We start from the raw sequence: 21,622 nt of genomic DNA on the forward strand, positions 1-21,622 counted from the left end.
GGCCATGGCCGAAGTGCGCAAACCGCACGCGCAGCATCCGCTCAGCGATCGACTGCAGATGCCGCTGGCAGGGTTTCGGTGGCCGCCACCGGCGCGGCTTCGCCTTCACCCGCAGGTTCCTGTTCAACCGGATCGACATCGAACGGCGTGCGGAACACCAGCGACGGCAACAGCGTGGTCAGTGCGGCATACAGCAGCAGCGCGCCGAACAGCACCGCCGGAATCTGGAAGCGCTCGCGCATGATCGCCGCCAGCACCAGGGTGAAGATGAGGGTCGGGGCCAGCGCCAGCGAGACCCTCAGGCTGCTGCGGAAGCTCTCGCCGAACATCACCCGACGCTGCAGCCAGACCACGCCGATGCGCAGCGGCAGCACCACCAGAGTGATCACGATGCCCAGCCCCAGCGCCTCAAAGCTCAGTGCTTCGCTGGGCACCTTGGTGCCGGCGTTGAAGAAGTAGAACGGCACGAAGAACGAGGCGAACAGGCGCAGCGCATGCAGGTTCTCGTGCGAGGCCAGCAGCGGCATGCGCTGGTGCAGCAGGCGCGCGACCAGGCCGGCGATGAAGGCACCGACCAGGTAATACACACCCAGCAGATAGGTGATGTACGCCGCGACCATGCCGACCATGACCAGCAGCGAGAACTCCGAACCCGGCGCGTGCGGCGCCACCCAGCGGCCCAGCGCGATGAACAGCAGCGGCAGGCCGACCATCATCGCCAGCAGCGCCAGGCTGGACAGCGCCATGTGCCCCGGGTCGCCGGCCTGCAGCACGATGAACAACGCGGCCAGCGCCAGCAGTTCACCGGCAATGGCCTTGCTGGTCACCCAGAATCGCTCGTCCTCGCTCAGGCCAAGCCGCGACAGCGAATCCATGATGAAACCGGTGGAGGGAGTCAGCAGCGCCAGCGCCAGCAGGCCCGCGGCCTGCCACGGCAGCCCCGCGTAGCGCCAGGCCAGCCAGCCCACACCGAACAGCGTGCCGGTACGGATCACCAGATGCGCCAGCAGCGGCCACATGCCACGGCGCAGCGCCTGCAGATCCACTTCCAGGCCGGCGAACAGGAACAGCGAGGAAATGCCCAGCGTGGCCAACAGACCGATCACCGCGTCGTGCGCCTGGTCGCCCAGCCAGAGCATGCCGATGATGCCGAACAGCAGGCAGGTCAGCGGCGCGGGCAGGCTGAAACGCTGCAGCGCGCGCGGGATCACCAGCAGCGCAAAGATCAGCAGCAGGTAGATCAGTTCATGGCTCATGGGGGACTTCCGTGTGATTCGAACGCGCGCAGGATGCGCGCGCCGAACCGATCCGGCAAGCCACTTCTGAATGACCCCGGTTACCTCAACCGATCAGCCGATCGGCGATGCGGCCTACCTGCGCCAGCACCGTGGCACGCTGTTCGTTGCTGATCGCACCCGCCTGCAGGTAGGCGGTCAGCACCCAGGGCGTGCCGCCGGCCAGCGGCCACAACACGGCGATGTCGTTGCGCGCGTCCTCGCCGTTGCTGCCGGTCTTGTCACCGACGCGCCAGCGCTTGCCCAGGCCCGCGCGCAGGCAGGCGTCGCCGGTTTCGTTGTCGATCAGCCAATCGGCCAGCTGCTGCCGCGACGCCGGCTGCAGCACCTCGCCCAGCACCACGCGCTGCAGGGTCGCAGCCATCGCCGCCGGCGTGGTGGTGTCGCGCGGATCGCCCTTGGCAAAGCTGTTCAGCTCCGGCTCCAGGCGATCACTGCGGCTCACCGCATCACCGCTCGCGCGCAGGAACGCAGTCACCGCGGGCGGGCCACCGACCACGCCGAACAGCAGGTTGGCTGCAGTGTTGTCGCTGGTGATGATCGTGGCACGGCACAGATCCCGCACGGTCATGTCCTTGCCGGCGTGGCGGCGGGTGACCGGCGCGTGCGAGAGCAGGTCGGCATCGCGCACCGGCACGCGCGTGTCCAGCAACGCGGGCCTGCGCTCAGCCTGGCTGAGCACGGTGGCGGCCAGCACGCTCTTGAACGTGCTGCACATCGGGAAACGCTCGTCCTGGCGATGACCGATGCGGCGGCCGCTGGCGGTATCAAGCAGGGTCACGCCGAGGCGGCCGGCACAGGCCTTTTCCAGTGCGGCGAAGTCGGTGGCGGCGGTGAGGGCGGCATCGGTCGGTGCACTGGCGGCGGTCTTGCCCGCCGCACGGGCCAGCAACGGCAGGGCAAGCGAGGAAGCAACGGCAGCACCACTGAACTGCAGGAATCGGCGACGGGCGAGCATGCGGGTTCTCCTGGGGGACCGCCCGATTATTGAAGCCTCGCACGCAGGCGACCAGCGCGAAAAATCAGCGGAAGGCATTAGCTGGATTAATACCTGTCGCAATCAACCCTTTAATTCTCCTGAACTAGCTACTGGGAAGGTAGGATCAGCCATCACATTGACTCACGACTACTCTGATGCTGCACCCTACCCTGCCGCTGAACGCCCTGCGTGCCTTCGAGGCGGCCGCACGCCACCAGAACTTCACCCGTGCCGCGCTGGAGCTGTGCGTCAGCCAGGCCGCGCTGAGCCACCAGATCCGCGGGCTGGAGGACCGGCTCGGCATCCGTCTGTTCCATCGCCTGCCGCGCGGCGTGGCGCTCACCGAGGAGGGCGCGGCGCTGTATCCGGTGCTCAACGAATCGTTCGAGCGCATCTCGGCCAGCATCGCGCGCTACACCGGTGGCCCGGCCCGTGAAGTACTGACGCTGGGCGTGGTCGGCACCTTCGCCACCGGTTGGCTGCTGCCACGGCTGGCTGCGTTCGAGGCCGCGCACCCGGACATCGAGCTGCGACTGCAGACCCACAACAATCGCATTGATCTGGCCGGCGAGGGCCTGGACCTGGCGATCCGCTTCGGTGATGGCGACTGGCAGGGCCAGGCCTGCACAGCGATCCTCGACGCGCCGTTTGCACCGCTGTGCGCACCAGCATTGGCGCGGCGGCTCAAACAGCCACGCGACCTGGGCACCCTGCCCCTGCTGCGCTCCTACCGCAGCGACGAATGGCCGCGCTGGCTGCAGGCGGCAGGAGTGAGTGGCGTGGAAGCCCGCGGGCCGGTGTTTGATTCGTCGTTGACGGTGGCGATGGCCGCGGTGGGTGGTGCCGGCGTGGCGCTGCTGCCGCTGCGCATGTTCGAGCAGGAACTGGCCGAGGGTCGCCTGCTGCAGCCATTCAGCACCACGCTGGAGCTGGGGCGCTACTGGCTCACGCGGCTGCGCTCGCGGGCCGAGCGTGAGCCGGCGAAGCGGTTCCGCGAATGGCTGCAGGCGCAGGGATGAAAAAGGGGACGGAGGGGATTAAGTCGTTTGTGCCACAAACGACTTAATCCCCTCCGTCCCCTTTTTTGCGTGATCAGGACTCCAGCAGTTCCATCCACGCGGCTTCGGCTTTTTCCAGCTGGGCGGCAGCGGTTTCGCGGTCACGGCCGATCACCGCCATGCGGGTGGCATCGGCGTAGTTGGCCGGGTCGGCCAGCTGGCGGTCCAGCTCGGCCAGGGCGCTTTCCAGCTCGGCCACCTTGGCCTCGGCGGCAGCCAGCTTGTGCGGGTTCACCGGCTTCTTCTGCACCACCTGAGCCACCGGCGCGGTCTTGACCACCACCGGCTCTTCCACCTGTTCCATGCGCGCCTTGGTGCCCTGCGCCTGCGGACGGGTGCGCAGCCAGGCCGCGTAGGCGTCGAGGTCGCCGTCGAACGGCTCGACCACGCCATCGGCCACGCGCCAGTAGGTATCGCAGACCAGGCCGATCAGATGGCGGTCATGCGAGACCATCACGATCGCGCCTTCGAAGGTGGCCAGTGCCTCAGCCAGCGCTTCGCGCATTTCCAGGTCAAGGTGGTTGGTCGGTTCGTCCAGCAGCAGCACATTCGGCTGCTGCCAGGCGATCAGCGCCAGCGCCAGGCGCGCGCGCTCGCCACCGGAGAAACCATCGACCGGCTCGAATGCACGGTCGCCCGGGAAGTTCCACTTGCCGAGGAAATCGCGGAACGACTGGTTCGGTGCGTCCGGCGCGATCTCGCGGAAATGCTCCATCGGCGACTGGCCTTCGTGCAGCGACTCCACCGTGTGCTGGGCGAAGTAGCCGATCTTCAGGTCCGGGTGCGCCATGCGTTCGCCGACGATCGGCGCCAGCTCGCCTACCAGGGTCTTCACCAGGGTGGTCTTACCGGCACCGTTGGGGCCGAGCAGGCCGATGCGCTGGCCCGCTTCCAGGCCGAAGCCGACGTTGTGCAGGATCACCGCGTCCTTGCCATAGCCAGCCTCGACGTGGTTCAGGCGGATCAGCGAGAACGGCAGCTTGGCCGGCGGCGCGAACTCGATGCGGAACTCGCGCTCGGCACGCACCGCTTCGGTGCCGGCCAGCTTGGCCAGGCGCTTCATGCGGCTCTGCGCCTGCGCGGCCTTGCTGGCCTGCGCCTTGAAGCGGTCGATGAAGCTCTGCAGGTGGGCACGCTCGGCCTGTTCCTTCTCGTGCGCGATCTGCTGCTGGCGCAGCTGTTCGGCGCGCTGGCGCTCGAAGTCGGTGTAGCCGCCCGGATAGAGCTTGGCGCCGCCACCGTGCAGGTGCAGGGTGTGGGTGGCCACGTTGTCGAGGAACTCGCGATCATGCGAGATCAGCAGCAGGGTGCCCGGATACTTCAGCAGCCACTGCTCCAGCCAGTACACCGCGTCCAGATCCAGGTGGTTGGTCGGTTCGTCCAGCAGCAGCAGGTCGCTGGGCATCATCAGCGCGCGGGCCAGGTTCAGGCGCACGCGCCAGCCGCCGGAGAACGAGGACACCGCGCGGTGGTGGGTCTCTGCCGGGAAACCGAGGCCGTGCAGCAGCTTGCCGGCGCGCGCTTCGGCGTCGTAGGCATTGAGCTCGGCCATCTTCGTGTGCGCCTCGGCCACCGCTTCCCAGTCTTCACGGGCGGTCGCCTCGGCCTCGGCGGCCAGCACTGCGGCCACCTCGATGTCACCGCCCAGAACGAAGCTCAGCGCCGGGTCGGGCAGCGACGGGGTTTCCTGGGCGACGCTGGCGATGCGCACCTTGCCGGGCAGATCGACATCGCCCTTGTCCGCCTCCAGCTCGCCCTTCACCGCCGCGAACAGGCTGGACTTGCCAGCACCGTTGCGGCCGACCACACCCACCCGGTAACCGGCGTGCAGGGTCAGGTCGACATTGGACAACAGCAGCCGCTCGCCGCGGCGCAAGGCGAAATTACGAAGGGAAATCATCGGGGGAGGCGTCCATATAACCAGATGGAATGTGCTGGTGAGCACTGTTCCTGCGACGCAATTCTAGCGTTAACGAATACTTGACGCGTCCCGGGATGCGCGGCGGCCGGCGTTCCTCTCTCCCACGTCCTTGCCGCGCGCGTCCCGGGCTCCCTCCCCCGCCAGTGCCGATCCGGGCTAAATGTTTGCTGCTGCAACGTTTTTTCCGATGACCGGCATTTGACACGCACTGAATATCCCGTTAATTCCTGCTTTGCGCACCGCAACAACCGCCGTCCGCCTCACCCCCGTGATGTCGATTCCGGTGCCGCCCCCGCCAACCGGAGCTCCGTCCCGATGACCCGCAAGACCAGCCTGATCGCCGCCGCCGTCGCTGTCGCACTCGGTGGCTCTCCGTTCGTTGCCGCTGCCCAGCAGGCCGGCACCGCCGCCAACACCCTGGACACGGTGATCGTCACCGGTACCCGCGTGGCCGACCGCACGGTGGCCGAATCGCAGTCGCCGATCGACATCATCACCCCCGAAGCCCTGCAGTCCACCGGCACCAGCGAGCTGGCCACCGCACTGTCGCGCGCCCTGCCCTCGCTGAACTTCCCGCGCCCTGCCCTGACCGATGGCACCAGCGGCGTGCGCCCGGCGCAGCTGCGCGGCCTGTCACCGGACCAGGTGCTGGTGCTGGTCGACGGCAAGCGCCGCCACACCTCGGCGATGATCAACGTCAACGGCAGCATCGGCCGTGGTTCGTCGGCGGTGGACATCAATGCGATCCCGATCGCCGCCATCGAGCGCGTGGAAGTGCTGCGCGACGGTGCGTCGGCGCAGTACGGCTCGGACGCCATCGCCGGCGTCATCAACATCGTGCTCAAGGGCAGCGGTAGTGGCGGCAGCCTGGCGGTGGACTACGGCCAGTACTCGGCCGGTGACGGCAACAAGTACCAGCTCTCCGGCGATACCGGCGTCGAGTTCGGCAACGGCCGTGGCCGCGTGCACGTGGCCGGCCAGATCAGCCAGCAGGACGAAAGCAACCGCGCCGGCCCGTACCGCGGCACCACCCCGAACACCGGCAACTTCCCGAGCATCGGCCAGAAGACTTTCATCGTCGGCGACCCGCGCGTGGATGCGACTGCGGCTTCGGTCAACGCCAGCTTCGATTTCAGCGACCGCGTGACCGGCTACGCCAGCGCGCTGCTCAGCAACCGCGACATCACCTCGTTCGCGTTCTACCGCTCGCGCAACCACAGCGGGCAGAGCGCGCTGCTGGCGCAGACCTACCCGGACGGCTTCGTGCCGGAGATCAACCAGTACTCCAAGGACCGCTCGCTGGTGGCCGGGGTCAAGGGCAACACCGACAACGGCTGGACCTGGGACCTGAGCCTGAACCACGGCGAGAACACCCTCGACTTCCACACCCGCAACAGCATCAACTACAGCCTCGGCGCAACCAGCCCGCGCTCGTTCTACGACGGCACGCTGAAGTACCAGCAGGACATCTTCAATGCCGACCTGACCAAGTCGCTGGACTGGGGCCTGGCCTACCCGGTCACGCTGTCCTTCGGTGGTGAATACCGCAAGGAGAAGTGGGACCAGAAGCCGGGCGAGCTGAACTCGTACACCGGCAGTGGCGCGCAGGGCTTCGGTGGCTTCACCCCCACCAATGAAGTGCATGCCGACCGCCACAACTACGCGGTCTATGCGGGTCTGGAAGCGGACCTGACCGAGAAGTTCTCGGCCGGCATCACCGGCCGCTACGAGGATTACTCGGACTTCGGCGACCGCTTCTCCGGCAAGCTGTCGGCGCGCTACGCGTTCACCGACAAGGTTGCGCTGCGGGCCACCGCGTCCAGCGGATTCCGTGCACCGTCGCTGGCGCAGCAGGGCTACCAGGCGGTCACCAGCCAGTTCCTCAACGGCGTGTTCGTCGAGCGCGGCACCTTCCCGACCACCAGCCCGGCTGCGCAGGCGCTGGGCGCCTCGCCGCTGAAGGCCGAGACCTCCACCTCCTACAGCCTGGGCCTGGTGCTGCAGCCGGTCGACCGCCTGTACATCACCGTCGACGCCTACCAGATCGACATCGATGACCGCATCGCATTGTCGTCCAGCATCACCACCAACACCGCCACCAGCGCGCTGCTGGGCACGCTGGGCCTGCCGCAGGTGACCGCGTTCTCGTACTTCACCAACGGCCTGGATACGCGCACCCGCGGTGTCGATTTCGTGTCCAGCTACACGGTGCCCTTCAGCGCCAGCAGCCTGGAACTGACCGCCGCGTACAGCTACAACGACACCGAAGTGCGCCGCGTCGGCGGCACCCCGGCGGTGTTCGGCACGCTGGGCCTGACCCAGTCGCTGATCGGCCGCGATGAGATCGGCCGCATCGAGGACAGCTATCCGCGCGACAAGGCGATCCTGAGCGGCACCTGGCGTTCGGACCACTGGGAACTGGGCCTGGCCGCGACCCGCTACGGTAAGTTCACCGTGCGCAACTCGGCCACCGCACTGCGCGACCAGACCTATGGCGACGCCTGGGTGGTGGATGCCTCGGCCAGCTACAAGCCGAGCAGCAACTGGACCCTGACCGTGGGCGCCGACAACCTGCTGGACAAGTACCCGGACCGCACCGAAGACCTGCAGAACTCCACCTTCGGCATGCTGCCGTACAGCAACTACTCGCCGTTCGGCTTCAACGGCGCGTACGTGTACGGCCGGGTCAAGTACACCTGGTAAGCGGTAGTGCCGGCCGCTGGCCGGCAACTCCCCGGTGGGGTCAGATCCCTTTTCCTGCGGGAGAGGGATCTGACCCCATTCGCATTTAAGGTTTGCCGTATCTGGCGTCATCGGTGAAAATCGGGATACCCCCGTTTTTCTGCGAGTGCCGATGCACCATGACACCGACCTGATCAACATCGTTGCCGTTGGCCTCGGGCTCGCCTTCATCTTCGGCGCGCTGGCCAACAAGCTCCGCTTGTCTCCCTTGGTCGGTTACCTGGTTGCTGGCATCTGCGTAGGCCCGTTCACCCCCGGCTTCGTCGCCGACCAGGCGCTGGCCAACCAGCTGGCCGAGCTGGGCGTGATGCTGCTGATGTTCGGCGTCGGCCTGCACTTCTCGCTGAAGGACCTGATGGCGGTCAAGGCCATCGCCATCCCCGGTGCCATCGGCCAGATCGCGGTCGCTACCCTGCTCGGCTGGGGCGTGGCCTCGCTGATGGGCTGGCCAGCCCTGCATGGCGTCATCTTCGGTTTCTCGCTGGCCACCGCCAGTACCGTGGTACTGCTGCGGGCGATGGAGGAGCGCCGCCTGTTGGAGACCATGCGCGGCAAGATCGCGGTCGGCTGGCTGATCGTGGAAGACCTGGCCTGTGTGCTCGCGCTGGTGATGATGCCGGTGATGGCCGGTGTGTTCGGCCCCGATGCGGACAAGGAATCGCACTCGCTGGGCAGCGTGCTGGCCGACATCGGCTGGACCTTCGTGCAGCTGGGCCTGTTCGTGGCGGTGATGCTGGTGGTCGGGCGCCGGGTCATCCCGTGGATCCTCGAACGTATCGCCGGCACCGGTTCGCGCGAACTGTTCACCCTGTCGGTGCTGGCGATCGCGCTGGGCGTGGCGTTCGGCTCGGCCATGTTGTTCGGCGTCTCGTTCGCGCTGGGCGCGTTCTTCGCCGGCATGCTGCTCAACGAATCGGAGCTGAGCCACAAGGCCGCACATGATTCGCTGCCGCTGCGCGATGCGTTCGCGGTGCTGTTCTTCGTCTCGGTCGGCATGCTGTTCGACCCCAACATCCTCGTCCAGCACCCTTGGCAGGTGCTGGCCACGGTGCTGATCATCATGTTCGGCAAGTCGGCCGCCGCGTTCTTCATCGTGCGCGCGTTCGGCCACCCGACCAGCACTGCGCTGACCATCTCGGCCAGCCTGGCGCAGATCGGCGAATTCGCCTTCATCATCGCCGGCCTCGGCGTCGCGCTGCAGATCCTGCCGAAGGAAGGCCAGTCGCTGGTGCTGGCCGGCGCGCTGGTGTCGATCATGCTCAACCCGCTGGTGTTCGGGCTGCTTGACCGTTGGCAGGCCAAGCAGGAGCAGTCGCCCCAGGCCGCCGAGCCGGAAGAGGCCACCGGTCCCTCGCGTGACCTGCATGACCATGCCATCGTCATTGGTTACGGCCGGGTCGGCAGCGAGCTGGCGCAGGTGCTGCGCGATCGTGGCGTGCCGGTGCTGGTGATCGATGACAACAAGGAGCACGTCGAACAGGCGCACGCCAAGGGCCTGGCGGCGATCCGTGGTAGTGCCGCTGCCGACCGCGTGCTGGCCGAAGCGCATCCGGAACGCGCGAAGATTGCGGTGCTGGCGATTCCTCAGCCGCTGGAAGCCGGTGAGGCGCTGGCCAAGCTGCGTGCGATCAATCCGGATCTGACCCTGCTGGCGCGAGCACACAGCGATGCAGAGGTGAAGCATCTGTTGGAGCACGGTGCGGATGGCACGGTGATGGCCGAGCGTGAGCTGGCGTACTCGCTGGCCGAGATGGTGATGGCCACGCCGCCGTATCGCGGGCTGGGACAGCACAGTATTCCGGTGGTGTGAGGAGTGTGGGTGCGGCAGGGCTTGCAGCCCTGCACCTGCTGAAGCAACGGCAACGACAAAAGCAAAAGCTGGCATTCCGTGGGATGGCGGGGTGGGTCCGGTTGCAGGGGACGCCGTGAATCCGTCCATGGAGGCTCGGTCGCGCCATCCATGGCGCTCACGCCCCTGCAACCGGGCCCACCCTGCCTTCGACAATTTCCTGCGGCTGTTGGTAGGTGTCGACCTTGGTCGACACGGCGGTGCATCTGACCCCGGAAACAAAAAAATCCCCGGTCGACCCGCATCGACCGGGGATCTGGATCGCCACGTTGCCATGCCTTGGAGAGGCAGTTCCACCGTAGCGCATCGCGGTGCCGGTGGTGATCGCCTGTGGCGATGACGACCAAGCGTGCGGCTATCAGGCGCCGGCCAGGGCCTGTTCCAGGTCGGCGCGCAGGTCGCCGATGTGCTCGATGCCGATCGACAGCCGCACCGTGTCTTCGCTGACGCCGGCCTTGGCCAGTTCGGCGGCGTCCAGCTGGCGATGGGTGGTCGAGGCGGGATGGGTGGCCAGTGACTTCGCGTCGCCCAGGTTGACCAGGCGGGTGAACAGCTTCAGTGCATCGAGGAAGCGTGCGCCGGCTTCACGGCCGCCCGGCAGGCCGAAGGTCAGTACGCCCGAGCCGTGCCCGCCCAGGTAGCGCTGCGCGGCGGCGTGCTCGGGGTCGTCGGCCAACCCGGCGTAGCGCACCCAGGCCACCTTGGCATGCGCCTTCAGGAACTGCGCGACGGCCAGTGCGTTGGCGTTGATGCGTTCCATGCGCAGCGCCAGGGTCTCGATGCCCTGCAGGATCAGGAACGCGTTGAACGGTGACAGCGCCGCGCCGGTATTGCGCAGCGGCACCACCCGCGCGCGGCCGATGTAGGCCGCTGGCCCCAGCGCTTCGGTATAGACCACGCCGTGGTAGCTGGGGTCGGGCTGGTTGAGCCGCGCGAAGCGCTGGGGTTGTGCAGCCCAGTCGAAGCGGCCGGAATCGACGATCGCGCCGCCCAGGCTGTTGCCGTGGCCGCCAAGGTACTTGGTCAGCGAATGCACCACGATGTCGGCGCCGTGCTCGAACGGGCGCAGCAGGAACGGGGTGGCCACCGTGTTGTCGACGATCAGCGGCACGCCGGCGGCATGCGCGACCTCGGCGATGGCGGCGATGTCGGTGACGTTGCCACGCGGGTTGCCGATCGATTCGACGAACACGGCCTTCGTGCGTTCATCGATCAGCGCGGCGAACGCGGACGGATCGGCCGGGTCGGCGAAGCGCGCCTGGATGCCGTACTGCGGCAGGGTGTGCGCCAGCAGGTTGAGGCTGCCGCCATACAGCGCACTGGAGGCGACGATGTTGTCGCCGGCCTCGGCGATGGTCTGGATGGCATAGGTGATGGCCGCCTGCCCCGAGGCCAGCGCCAGCGCACCGATGCCGCCTTCCAGCGCGGCCAGGCGCTGCTCCAGTACGTCGGTGGTGGGGTTCATGATGCGCGTGTAGATGTTGCCCGGCACCTTCAGATCGAACAGGTCGGCGCCGTGCTGGGTGTCATCGAAGGCATACGCCACCGTCTGGTAGATCGGCACCGCCACCGCGCGGGTGGTCGGGTCGGGACGGTAGCCGCCATGCACGGCCAGGGTTTCCAGTTGCCACTGCGGGTCGCTCATTGCGCCAGGCTCCATCCGGGGAAACCGCCACCATAGGCCAGCCGGGAGCATCCACTGAGAGCCGCTGGCGATGACGCCAGTACCACCGGTTATCAGGTTGGCCACGATTCAGGCAGCCGTCATGGGCCATTGCTAGGCTTCGCCACCGGGCGCCCCTGCCCGGGCACGGAGGCCCAAGCGCATGCAGTCATCCCCCTGGACACCCGCCGCCAGCGGCTCGCCGACCCCGGTGCTGCTGGTGGAGGACGACCGCCGCCTGGCCGAACTGGTCAGCGACTACCTGCACGAACATGGCTTCGCCGTGCAGCATGTGGCCCGTGGCGACCTCGCCGGTGCGGCCTGCCGCCAGCACGCGCCGGAACTGGTGGTGCTGGACCTGATGCTGCCCGGCCTCGGCGGCATAGACGTGTGCCGGCAGATCCGCAGCTTCTCCGATGTGCCGATCCTGATGCTGACCGCCTGCGAGGACGACATCGAACAGGTGCTCGGCCTGGAATCGGGCGCCGACGACTATGTGCACAAGCCGATCGAGCCGCGCCTGCTGCTGGCCCGCCTGCGCGCCCTGCTGCGCCGCCGCCATGGCAGCAGCAACACCGGCAGCCCCTGCCGCCTGATGCACGGCGAGCTGCTGATCGACCGCATGCAGCGCGAGGTGCATCTGCACGGCCAGCCGGTGGACATGGGCACCACCGAATTCGAGATCCTGTGGCTGCTGGCCAGCCAGCCGGGGCAGATTCTCTCGCGTGACCAGATCCTGCAGGCGGTGCGCGGCATCGGCTTCGACGGGCTGGACCGCAGTGTCGATGTCAGCATCGGCAAGCTTCGCCGCAAGCTGGGCGATGACGCGCGCGAACCGCGGCGGATCAAGACGGTGTGGGGCCGCGGCTACCAGTTCAATCCCTCGTCCTGGTCGGCATGAAGCGGCTGTTCCTGCGCCTGTGGCTGGTGGTCGGCGCGAGCTTCCTGATCACCCTGCTGCTGATCAACGTGATCTTCGATCGCATCTACCTGCCGTTCCAGCAGCGTGTGTTCGCAGAGCAGGTGCGCGGCCAGTTGTATGCATTGCGGCAGGGGTTGGACGGAAAGGACTCCGCCGCCCAGCAGGATCAGCTGGCGCAATGGCAACCCCACTATGGCATCGCATTGGCTCTGCTGCCGTCAGCACCGCCCCTCGCGACCGGCGAACAGGAACAGCTGCAGCGCAACGGGCTCATTTCCCGGCAGAAGTTCGAGATCGTACTGGCGCCGCTTGATCCACTGCATCCCGATGGCCCCTGGCTGCGCCTGCATCTGCCAGGCGAGCCGTCGATGACCCTCTATCTCACCCTGATCGCCTATTCGGTGATGCTGGCCCTGTTCGGGCTGTGCCTGTACGCCTGGGTGCGCCTGCTCTGGCGCGATCTGGACGCGCTGCGCGTGCATGCCGACCGCATCGGTGCCGGCGATCTGCAGGCGCGCGCGCAGGTTTCGCCACGCTCGCAGATACGCGTCATCGTCGACCATTCCAACCGCATGGCCGCACGCGTGGCCGAACTGGTCCAGCGCCAGCGCGACCTCACCCATGCCATATCGCACGAACTGCGCACGCCCATCGCGCGCGTGGCCTTCGGCCTGGACCTGATGCAGGACAGCGACGATCACGAACGCCGTACACGGCTGGCACAGGGGCTGCACGGCGACCTGGCCGAACTCAACCGGCTGGTCAGCGAACTGCTGGCCTATGAGCGTCTGGAGCATCCCGGCGAAGGCGAGCCGATGCAGCGCATTGAAGCCAACGACTGGCTGCAGGCCTGCCTGGCCGATGCACGCCGTGATGCCGAACGAGCCGGCGTGGTCCTGCGCGTGCAGCCCAGTGCGTTGCCGCGGGTGGATGCCGAACCGCGGCTGCTGCAGCTGGCGCTGAGCAATCTGGTGGGCAATGCGCTGCGCCACGCGCGTTCGCAGGTGGAAGTGTCGCTGGTCGGTGTCGGCGGCCGCGCGTGCCTGCGCGTGGATGACGACGGCCCGGGCATCGCCGAGGCCGACCACGAAAAAGTGATGCGCCCGTTCACCCGCCTGGATGACAGCCGCAGCCGCGATACCGGCGGCTTCGGGCTGGGCCTGGCCATCGTCAGCCGCATTGCAGCCCGCCACGGTGGCGAGCTGCGCATCAGCCGCGCCACGCTGGGTGGCGCGCGCCTGGAAATGCACTGGCCGCTGGCTGCCAGCTGAACGCCCACGGGCGCCATTACAGTTGATTACAACTCCCGCACAACTGCGGAGGGATCGGTCGCCGGCATATCGCCACGCTGGCGACCCTGCAGCACTCGCCGGATGCGCGCGCTGCTTTCCTCCCATTGTCGAGAGATTCCATGTCCCAGCTTCGCCGTTCCCCCACCCTGCTCTGCCTGGCCCTGCTGCCGCTGTTCGCCGCGCCGATCGCCCACGCCAAGGATGACCACTGGACCTTTGAGCTCGCCGCTGGTGGTGGCGTGACGCCGCGCTACAGCGGCAGCGAGGAATACCGCGCGACGCCGTCGCTGTCGTTCGATGTCACCTCGCCGGGGGGCTGGTTTCTGGGCACCAGTGGCATCGGTTGGGGCACGTCCATTGGCGAGCACACCCGTGTGCGTGCCTACATCGGCGCCAGCGGCATCCGCCGCGACAAGGACTCCCTGCTCGGCGGTTCGGACTTCCTGCGCGGCATGGGTGATATCGATACCCGTCCCCTGGTCGGTGTCTCGGCTGGTTATACGCTGGGCGAAGCCGTGCTGAGCGGCGCCTGGCAGTTCACCCGCAAGGACGAGGACAAGGCCGAGAACGGCCTGGCCACCCAGCAGATCCACCTGAACCTGAGCATGCCGCTGTTCGACCTGGCCGGTGGCGTGGTCAGCGGCAGTGTTTCCACCGACTACGGCAATCGCGGTTACATGCAGACCTGGTACGGCGTCAGCCCGGAACAGGCGGCGCGCACCGGCTTTGCCCAGCACACGCCGAAGGCTGGGCTGGTCAGCGCCGGTCTTGGCCTGAAATGGAGCCACCGCGTGGGCCGCAATGGCAACTGGTACATCTCGGCCGAAGGCACGCACCTGCTCGGCGATGCGGCCGACAGCCCGATCGTGCAGAAGGCGAACCAGTTCGGCTTGATGAGCGGCTATACGCACCGCTTCTGAGTGAGCGCCGGGCATGGCCCGGCGTACTCCGCAGGAAACGGGGCGCCGCGATCAGGCAGCGCCCCGTGTGAATCACGCCTTGGCGAACACCAGGTGGCCGCCGTCGTTGCCGACTTCGATGGTATCGCCGTTGACGAAGGCGCCGGACAGGATCTTCTGCGCCAGCGGGTTTTCCAGCTGCGCCTGGATCGCACGCTTCAACGGACGTGCGCCGTACACCGGATCGAAACCAACGTTGCCAAGCAGGTCGAACGCTGCATCGGACACCAGCAGCTTCAAACCACGTTCGGCCAGGCGCTTTTCCAGCCCACGCATCTGGATGCGCGCGATCTGCTTGATCTGCTGCTTGTCCAGCGGGTGGAACACCACGATGTCGTCCAGGCGGTTGATGAACTCCGGGCGGAAGTGCGCCTGCACCACGCCCATCACCGCCGCCTTCATCTGCGTGTAGGCCTCCGGGCTGTCATCAGCGCTCATGTCCTGGATCTGGTGCGAGCCCAGGTTCGAGGTCATCACGATGACGGTGTTGCGGAAGTCCACGGTGCGGCCCTGGCCATCGGTCAGGCGGCCATCGTCCAGCACCTGCAGCAGGATGTTGAACACATCCGGATGCGCCTTCTCCACTTCGTCCAGCAGGATCAACGAATACGGACGGCGACGCACGGCCTCGGTCAGGTAGCCACCCTCTTCGTAACCGACGTAGCCCGGGGGCGCACCGATCAGGCGGGCGACGCTGTGCTTCTCCATGAACTCGCTCATGTCGATGCGGATCATCGCGTCGGCACTGTCGAACAGGAACTCGGCCAGCGACTTGCACAGCTCGGTCTTGCCGACGCCGGTCGGGCCGAGGAACAGGAACGAACCGGCCGGGCGATTCGGATCGGACAGGCCCGCACGCGAACGGCGCACGGCATCGGAGACGACCTTGATCGCTTCCTCCTGGCCGACCACGCGGTTGTGCAGCACCTCTTCCATCCGCAGCAGCTTGTCGCGCTCACCTTCGAGCATCTTGTTGACCGGAATGCCGGTCCAGCGCGACACGACCTCGGCGATCTCCTCGTCGGTGACCCGGTCCTGCACCAGCTTGAAGTCCCTGTGTTCGGCTTCCTGCGCAGCGGCCAGCTGCTTTTCCAGCTGCGGCAGCAGGCCGTACTGGATCTCGCTCATCTTGGCGAAATCCTGGCGGCGCTGCGCGGCTTCCAGCTCCAGCTTGGCCTGCTCGACCTGCTCCTTGATCTTGGTCGCACCCTGCAGCGCTGCCTTCTCCGACTTCCAGATTTCATTGAGGTCGGAGAACTCGCGCTCCAGCGCCTCGATGTCGTTCTCCAGATCGGCCAGGCGCTGCCGCGAGGCCTCGTCCTTTTCCTTCTTCAGCATCTCGCGCTGGATCTTCAGCTGGATCACCCGGCGTTCCAGGCGGTCCAGCTCCTCCGGCTTGGAGTCGATTTCCATGCGCAGGCGCGAGGCCGCCTCGTCCATCAGATCGATGGCCTTGTCCGGCAGCTGGCGGTCGGTGATGTAGCGGTTGGACAGCGTCGCAGCGGCGACGATGGCCGGGTCGGTGATCTCCACGCCGTGGTGCACCGCGTACTTTTCCTTCAGCCCGCGCAGGATGGCAATGGTGTCTTCCACCGACGGCTCACCCACGAAGACCTTCTGGAAGCGGCGCTCCAGCGCGGCATCCTTTTCGATGTACTTGCGGTACTCATCCAGCGTGGTGGCACCGACGCAGTGCAGCTCGCCGCGTGCCAGCGCCGGCTTGAGCATGTTGCCGGCATCCATCGCGCCATCGGCCTTACCCGCACCGACCATGGTGTGCAGCTCATCGATGAACAGGATGATCTGCCCTTCGCTCTTGGCCAGGTCGTTGAGCACGCCCTTCAATCGCTCCTCGAACTCACCACGGAACTTGGCACCGGCAATCAGCGCGCCCATGTCCAGCGACAGCACACGCTTGCCGCGCAGGCCCTCGGGCACTTCGTCGTTGATGATGCGCTGGGCCAGACCTTCGACGATCGCGGTCTTGCCAACGCCAGGTTCGCCGATCAGCACCGGGTTGTTCTTGGTCCGGCGCTGCAGCACCTGGATCGTGCGGCGGATTTCCTCGTCACGGCCGATCACCGGATCGAGCTTGCCGCTCTCGGCGCGCGCGGTCAGGTCGATGGTGTACTTCTCCAGCGCCTGCCGCTGTTCCTCGGCGTTCTCCGACTGCACGTTCTCGCCGCCACGCAGCTTGTCGATCGCAGCCTGCAGGCGGGTCTTGTCGGCACCGGCGGCGCGCAGCGCCATGCCCAGCGTGCCACTGTCTTCCAGCGCCGCCAGCACGAACCACTCGCTGGCAATGAAGGCATCGCCATTCTGCTGGGCCAGCTTGTCAGTGTGATTGAGCAGGCGTCCGAGGTCGTTGCCCATCGAAACGTTGCCAGCCTGGCCGGACACCTTCGGCAGCGCATCCAGTGCCTCGGTCAGGCGCTCGCGCAGCACCGGCACGTTCACCCCGGCCTGGGCCAGCAGCGGGCGCGTACTGCCACCCTGCTGGTCCAGCAACGCGCTGAACAGGTGAACTGGTTCGATGATGCTGTTGTCGCGGCCAACGGCCAGCGACTGTGCGTCTGCCAGCGCCTGCTGGAAACGCGAGGTGAGCTTGTCCATCCGCATTGCGAATCCTCATCGGTCATCAGGGCCGGCCCGCGCCGGCGATGCTGGAAAGATGCGGTTGCCCCACCCCGTTTCAAGGGTGACTGCGACTGCACCCCGAGGCCAGTCAGCCTGCGGCCAGCATGCCGGAACGGGTGTGGTCGGCGCGTTGATCCCGATCAGTTCCGCGCGATGGACCGGCTCAGCGGGTGATCGCGCTGCGGATCGCCCGCAGCTGCTGCTTGATGGCCCTTGCCTGCGCCACATCCATGCGCAGCAGGGCCTTCTGCCCGATCGAGCGTGACTGCAGGGTGGGATCGACGAAGCGATAGCGGCCCCGTTCGTCGCGCTGCACCAGCGGCGCCTGGGCCAGTTCCGGGGTCTCCAGCAGGTGGTCGATCACCGTGACCAGGCGGTCGTTGAAATAGCCCTCCGGCCGGCCCAGGTCGACGTAGGCCTGCTGGATCAGCGGATAGAAGCGCTTGTAGGCCGTGGCCGTTGCCGCCGGATCCAACGCGGTAAATGCCTGCACGTAGGGCGCATAGCGCGCCGCGTTGCTGGCGGCGATCCGCTCGCCGCCCTCACCGGGCTCGACCTGCAGATTGCCCGGCAACGGGCGCGCGGCCAGTGCGGTCGGCGGCACGCTGGGCTTGTCCAGGTTGTCGACCTGGGTGACCAGGCGCTGGATCAGATGGTCGCGCAACAGCAGGGTCAGCGGACCCTCGCCCTGGAACAGCTGGCTCAGCGCCCCCCAGGCCGCCGCATCGCTGTCAGCCAGCTTGGGCAACGCAGGGTCGGCCGCAGCCTCGGCATCCAGCGGATGCTTGATCGGGAGTGGTGTTGGGGCGGGTTCTGCGGCCGCCTTCGGTTGTGGCGGTGCGCCGGTACTGGCCGGAGTTGATTGCACCGGCACCGAGACTCCGTCCGCCAGGCTCTTCAGCTGGTCGCGGAACAGCCAACCGCCCGCGCCACCGATCACCACCACGCCCAACACCCAGGGCCATACCGCCTTTCCACTCTGCATGATGCAGCACCTCGTTTTCACACGCATGGAGAAGGTGTGACCCAGCTGATTTCCGTGGGTTCCCCACCCGTTCCGGTAAGGTTCGGGAAACGCGTTGACAGCGCAGTGCGACGGGCGGCCCAATGAGCAGTCCAGCCTCTTCGACGAACGACCCATGGAGCTTCGCCCGGAACCGGTGCCTTTCCGCATCAGCACGCTCGACCTGACACTGGTGTATCGAGAGCAGAACGCGAGCGCACAGGTGAACGTGGAGGCACAGACGCTGGAGGACTATGCAGCGCAGCCGGGCATGCGTTACCGCTCACTGCAGGTGGATTTCGAACTTGTCCATGAAGCGCGTTGCCGGGGCGGAAATTTTCACGAGATGCGCCACGGTGAGATTGTCGAGGAAACCGGACCAGCCGATGAAACCGCGCACTGGCGGCAAACCGGTCTCTGCCCTTTCCCCGGCTTCTACCGGGTCATCCACGATCCTGGCCTGGCGGCACTGCTCGCGCACTACGATCCCCGCAATGTCCACGACCTGCAGCTTTTCATCCTTGCCGCACATGACAGCTACGTTGAAGTCCTGGCCAAGGGATATCGCTACACGCTGGCTGGCAGCGTCAATGAACACGACATCATCACCGTCGCGCCATCGGCCTGAACACTCCGACATCCAACGCCAGGTAGGCATTGCACTCACGCCCGCTTTGCGCGAGCAGCGCGACGCTATGCATCCTGTCCCGTGGAGACACAGCCATGCAGTACGCGCTGTATTACTGGACCGGCATCCAGGGCCGTGGCGAGTTCGTGCGGCTGGCGCTGGAAGATGCCGGTGCCGACTACATCGACATGGCGCGGGTGCACGGCGATGCAGTGATGCAGCCGTTTCTCGATGGCAGCAGTGAAGGTGCGCAGCCCTTCGCGCCGCCGTTCCTGAAGGCCGGTCGCCAGGTCATCGCGCAGGTCGCGGCAATCCTGGATTTCCTGGGCCCGACGCTGGACCTGGTGCCACAGGCAGCCTCGCGGCGGATGCAGGCGCTGCAGTTGCAGCTGACCATCGCCGACCTGGTGGCCGAGGTGCATGACACCCACCATCCGATCGCTGCATCGAAGTACTACGAAGAGCAGAAGACCGAGGCCAAGGCACGTGCCGCGTCGCTGCGCAGCGAACGGCTACCGAAGTTCCTCAGCTACTTCGAGCAGGTGCTGGCCGCCAACGGTGGCCGCCATGCACTGCGCGAGCACTCGTATGTGGATCTGTCGCTGTTCCAGCTGCTGAGCGGGCTGAACTACATGTTCCCACGCCGCATGCAGGCACTGGAACCGACCCTGCCCCTGCTGCGCGCGCTGCAGGAGCGGGTGGCGAAGCGACCGAACATCGCCGCCTATCTGGGCTCGGAACGGCGCCTGGCGTTCAACACGAATGGCATCTTCCGCCATTACCCCGAGCTGGATGGGGAGCGGTAGTGCCGGCCGCTGGCCGGCAACTGCACGATGCGTCCGAGCTCCATGAGCATGCCGGCCAGCGGCCGGCACTACCACGGGTCAGCTGTTTTCACCCAGCGGCTTCACCGCCTGCTTCTGCAGTGACAGCAGGCCCAGCAGCAGCGCCAATGCCACATAGGCGCCGGCGAACTGCCAGCTGATGATGCGCGCCAGGCCGTCCAGATCCCACGGCAGGTAGATGCCACCGCGCGGGTCCACCGAGTGGATCAGGCCGAACAGGGTCAGCACCGCCGCCACCAGCAGGAAGCCGCAGGCGCGGCGCAGGCGGCCATCAACCATGGCCGCCACCGCAGAGATCCACAGCATCGAGGTGATGATGAAGCCATTGCCGAGGGTGAAGATCACCGCCAGTTCCGGCAGGCCGTGGCCGTCGAGCTTGGTCAGCAGCTGCGGCAGCTGGTCCGGCGCGATCCAGCCCGGTGCCTTGATCGCCAGCAGATAGGCCACCGACGGCAGGAAACCGAACACCATCGCGCCGGTGTGGTGGCGCGGCGTGGCCTGGAAGGCCTGGGTGGTGATGTCGATGGCCACGTACACGATGATCGGTGCCAGCACCGCCAACGGCAGCCACTGCACCAGCCCGGAGATGATGCCGAGCATGCCGCCGATGCCGACGAACAGGCCGGTCAGCAGCGTGTAGCCGCTGCGGGCGCCCATGTGCTTGTACGCCGGCTGGCCGATGTACGGTGTGGTCTGCGCCACGCCGCCGCAGACACCGGCCACCAGCGTGGCCACCGCTTCCACCAGCAGGATGTCACGGGTGCGGTAGTCATCGCCGGCCGCGCGCGCGCTTTCGGAGACGTTGATGCCACCGACCACCATCAGCAGGCCGAACGGCAGCAGCAGCGGCAGGTAGGTCATCGCGGTGGGCAGGCCGTCGAGGAACCCCAGCGTCGGCAGCGGCAGCACCACCTGCGGCGGCACCCACGCCGGCACATGGAAGCCCGGCGCGCCCAGCCCGGCCAGGCCCAGCCCGTAATACAGCACGGTGCCGAACACGAAGGCCAGCAGCACGCCGGGGCCACGCACCGGCAGCTTGCCCTTGGCGATCAGCACATACAGCAGCAGGCCCAGGGTGGTGAAGCCGACCAGCGGCGAGCGCAGCGTTTCCAGCAGCGGCAGCAGGCCCATCAGCACCAGCGCGATGCCGGCGATGGAACCCAGCAGCGCGGCCCGCGGCAGCGCGCGGGTGACCGCTTCGCCGAAGAACGACAGCACGAACTTGAGCACGCCCATGATGACCAGCGCGGCCATGCCCAGCTGCCAGGTCGCGATACCCGCCGCGTGCGGATCCATGCCCTGCTGCTTGAAGGCGATGAAGGCCGGGCCGAGCACCAGCAGCGCCATGCCGATGCTGGTCGGTGCATCCAGGCCCAGCGGCATGGCGGTGACATCGTCGCGGCCGGTACGCGCGGCCAGCCGGCGGGCCATCAGGGTGTACAGCAGGTTGCCGACCAGCACGCCGAAGGCGGTGCCGGGGAACATGCGGCCGAACACCACGTCGGCGGGGAACTGGAAGATCCCGACCAGGGCCATGGCGATGAAACCGAGGATGGAGAGGTTGTCGACGACCAGGCCGAAGAAGCCGTTGAAGTCGCCGGAGACGAACCAGCGACGCGGTGCGGCGGAAGCGGGAGCGGACATGGAAGGGGTGGTGGGGGTGGGGACCGCCGATGGTAGGCCCAGCGGGGCCGGCGCGCCAATTCCGTCGTGGAATGATGGGTTCCAGCCAACGGCGGAGCCCCTCGTGGCTGAGTTGGTCGCGAACAGCGATTTCTGGGTAGGGCCGGTCGGGATGGGCTGCGCAGGACACGCCGTAAACCCATCCT

15 protein-coding genes are annotated in these 21,622 nt (G+C 67.0%); 8 read left to right on the forward strand and 7 right to left on the reverse strand.

What is annotated here, in order from left to right:
• Positions 1 to 41 precede the first annotated feature (41 nt).
• Entirely contained in the window at positions 42 to 1,256 is a 1,215-nt protein-coding gene (locus N7573_RS12120; RefSeq protein WP_032128538.1) for a cation:proton antiporter, read from the reverse strand.
• 85 nt (positions 1,257 to 1,341) lie between these two features.
• Positions 1,342 to 2,253: a L2 family extended-spectrum class A beta-lactamase gene (blaL2, locus tag N7573_RS12125; RefSeq protein ID WP_049400784.1), complete on the reverse strand. Its 912-nt coding sequence runs from the start codon at positions 2,251 to 2,253 to the stop codon at positions 1,342 to 1,344.
• Positions 2,254 to 2,429: 176 nt separating this feature from the next.
• Here blaL2 and ampR point away from each other — a divergent pair, with 176 nt between their 5' ends.
• A complete protein-coding gene (ampR, locus tag N7573_RS12130) occupies positions 2,430 to 3,293 on the forward strand; it encodes a LysR family transcriptional regulator AmpR (protein WP_012511908.1) in 864 nt (287 codons plus the stop codon).
• A 73-nt stretch (positions 3,294 to 3,366) separates the two neighbouring features.
• On the opposite strand, the gene N7573_RS12135 is transcribed toward ampR, so the two are convergent.
• The gene (locus N7573_RS12135) at positions 3,367 to 5,232 is read right to left on the reverse strand and encodes an ABC-F family ATP-binding cassette domain-containing protein (protein WP_049400785.1); all 1,866 of its coding nucleotides are present in this window, start codon (positions 5,230 to 5,232) and stop codon (positions 3,367 to 3,369) included.
• A 336-nt stretch (positions 5,233 to 5,568) separates the two neighbouring features.
• On the opposite strand from N7573_RS12135, the gene N7573_RS12140 reads away from it, so the two are divergent.
• Together N7573_RS12140 and ybaL are read left to right on the forward strand one after the other, a co-directional pair.
• Entirely contained in the window at positions 5,569 to 7,956 is a 2,388-nt protein-coding gene (locus N7573_RS12140; RefSeq protein WP_032128541.1) for a TonB-dependent receptor, read from the forward strand.
• A gap of 151 nt (positions 7,957 to 8,107) precedes the next feature.
• Positions 8,108 to 9,805: a YbaL family putative K(+) efflux transporter gene (ybaL, locus tag N7573_RS12145; RefSeq protein WP_279913367.1), complete on the forward strand. Its 1,698-nt coding sequence runs from the start codon at positions 8,108 to 8,110 to the stop codon at positions 9,803 to 9,805.
• Positions 9,806 to 10,202: 397 nt separating this feature from the next.
• Here the strand turns inward: ybaL and N7573_RS12150 are convergent, their stop codons facing one another.
• Positions 10,203 to 11,489, reverse strand: coding sequence for an aminotransferase class V-fold PLP-dependent enzyme (locus N7573_RS12150; RefSeq protein WP_110713313.1), 1,287 nt, complete (start codon positions 11,487 to 11,489; stop codon positions 10,203 to 10,205).
• Between the two features lie 181 nt (positions 11,490 to 11,670).
• Here N7573_RS12150 and N7573_RS12155 point away from each other — a divergent pair, with 181 nt between their 5' ends.
• The 3 genes from N7573_RS12155 (at position 11,671) to N7573_RS12165 (ending at position 14,641) form a co-directional block, all read left to right on the forward strand.
• Positions 11,671 to 12,408, forward strand: coding sequence for a response regulator transcription factor (locus N7573_RS12155; RefSeq protein WP_032128544.1), 738 nt, complete (start codon positions 11,671 to 11,673; stop codon positions 12,406 to 12,408).
• On the forward strand, positions 12,405 to 13,700 hold the full coding sequence (locus tag N7573_RS12160; RefSeq protein ID WP_279913366.1) for an ATP-binding protein: 1,296 nt from the start codon (positions 12,405 to 12,407) through the stop codon (positions 13,698 to 13,700). The genes N7573_RS12155 and N7573_RS12160 overlap by 4 nt, the downstream gene beginning before the upstream one ends.
• A gap of 140 nt (positions 13,701 to 13,840) precedes the next feature.
• Positions 13,841 to 14,641 carry a MipA/OmpV family protein gene (locus N7573_RS12165; protein WP_279913365.1) on the forward strand — a complete coding sequence of 267 codons (801 nt, stop codon included), beginning with the start codon at positions 13,841 to 13,843 and terminating at the stop codon, positions 14,639 to 14,641.
• Positions 14,642 to 14,713: 72 nt separating this feature from the next.
• On the opposite strand, the gene clpB is transcribed toward N7573_RS12165, so the two are convergent.
• Positions 14,714 to 17,299, reverse strand: coding sequence for an ATP-dependent chaperone ClpB (clpB, locus tag N7573_RS12170; RefSeq protein WP_049461523.1), 2,586 nt, complete (start codon positions 17,297 to 17,299; stop codon positions 14,714 to 14,716).
• A gap of 181 nt (positions 17,300 to 17,480) precedes the next feature.
• Positions 17,481 to 18,302: a DUF3014 domain-containing protein gene (locus N7573_RS12175; RefSeq protein ID WP_279913364.1), complete on the reverse strand. Its 822-nt coding sequence runs from the start codon at positions 18,300 to 18,302 to the stop codon at positions 17,481 to 17,483.
• 154 nt (positions 18,303 to 18,456) lie between these two features.
• On the opposite strand from N7573_RS12175, the gene N7573_RS12180 reads away from it, so the two are divergent.
• Positions 18,457 to 18,948 carry a hypothetical protein gene (locus tag N7573_RS12180; RefSeq protein WP_049400792.1) on the forward strand — a complete coding sequence of 164 codons (492 nt, stop codon included), beginning with the start codon at positions 18,457 to 18,459 and terminating at the stop codon, positions 18,946 to 18,948.
• A gap of 95 nt (positions 18,949 to 19,043) precedes the next feature.
• Positions 19,044 to 19,754: a glutathione S-transferase gene (locus tag N7573_RS12185; RefSeq protein ID WP_279913363.1), complete on the forward strand. Its 711-nt coding sequence runs from the start codon at positions 19,044 to 19,046 to the stop codon at positions 19,752 to 19,754.
• Between the two features lie 78 nt (positions 19,755 to 19,832).
• Here N7573_RS12185 and N7573_RS12190 read toward each other — a convergent pair whose 3' ends face one another.
• Positions 19,833 to 21,437, reverse strand: a complete 1,605-nt coding sequence (locus N7573_RS12190) for a hypothetical protein (RefSeq protein ID WP_279913362.1) — start codon at positions 21,435 to 21,437, stop codon at positions 19,833 to 19,835.
• Positions 21,438 to 21,622: the final 185 nt, after the last annotated feature.

Source organism: Stenotrophomonas sp. GD04054 (genome assembly GCF_029836955.1).
Lineage (GTDB): Bacteria > Pseudomonadota > Gammaproteobacteria > Xanthomonadales > Xanthomonadaceae > Stenotrophomonas > Stenotrophomonas maltophilia_A.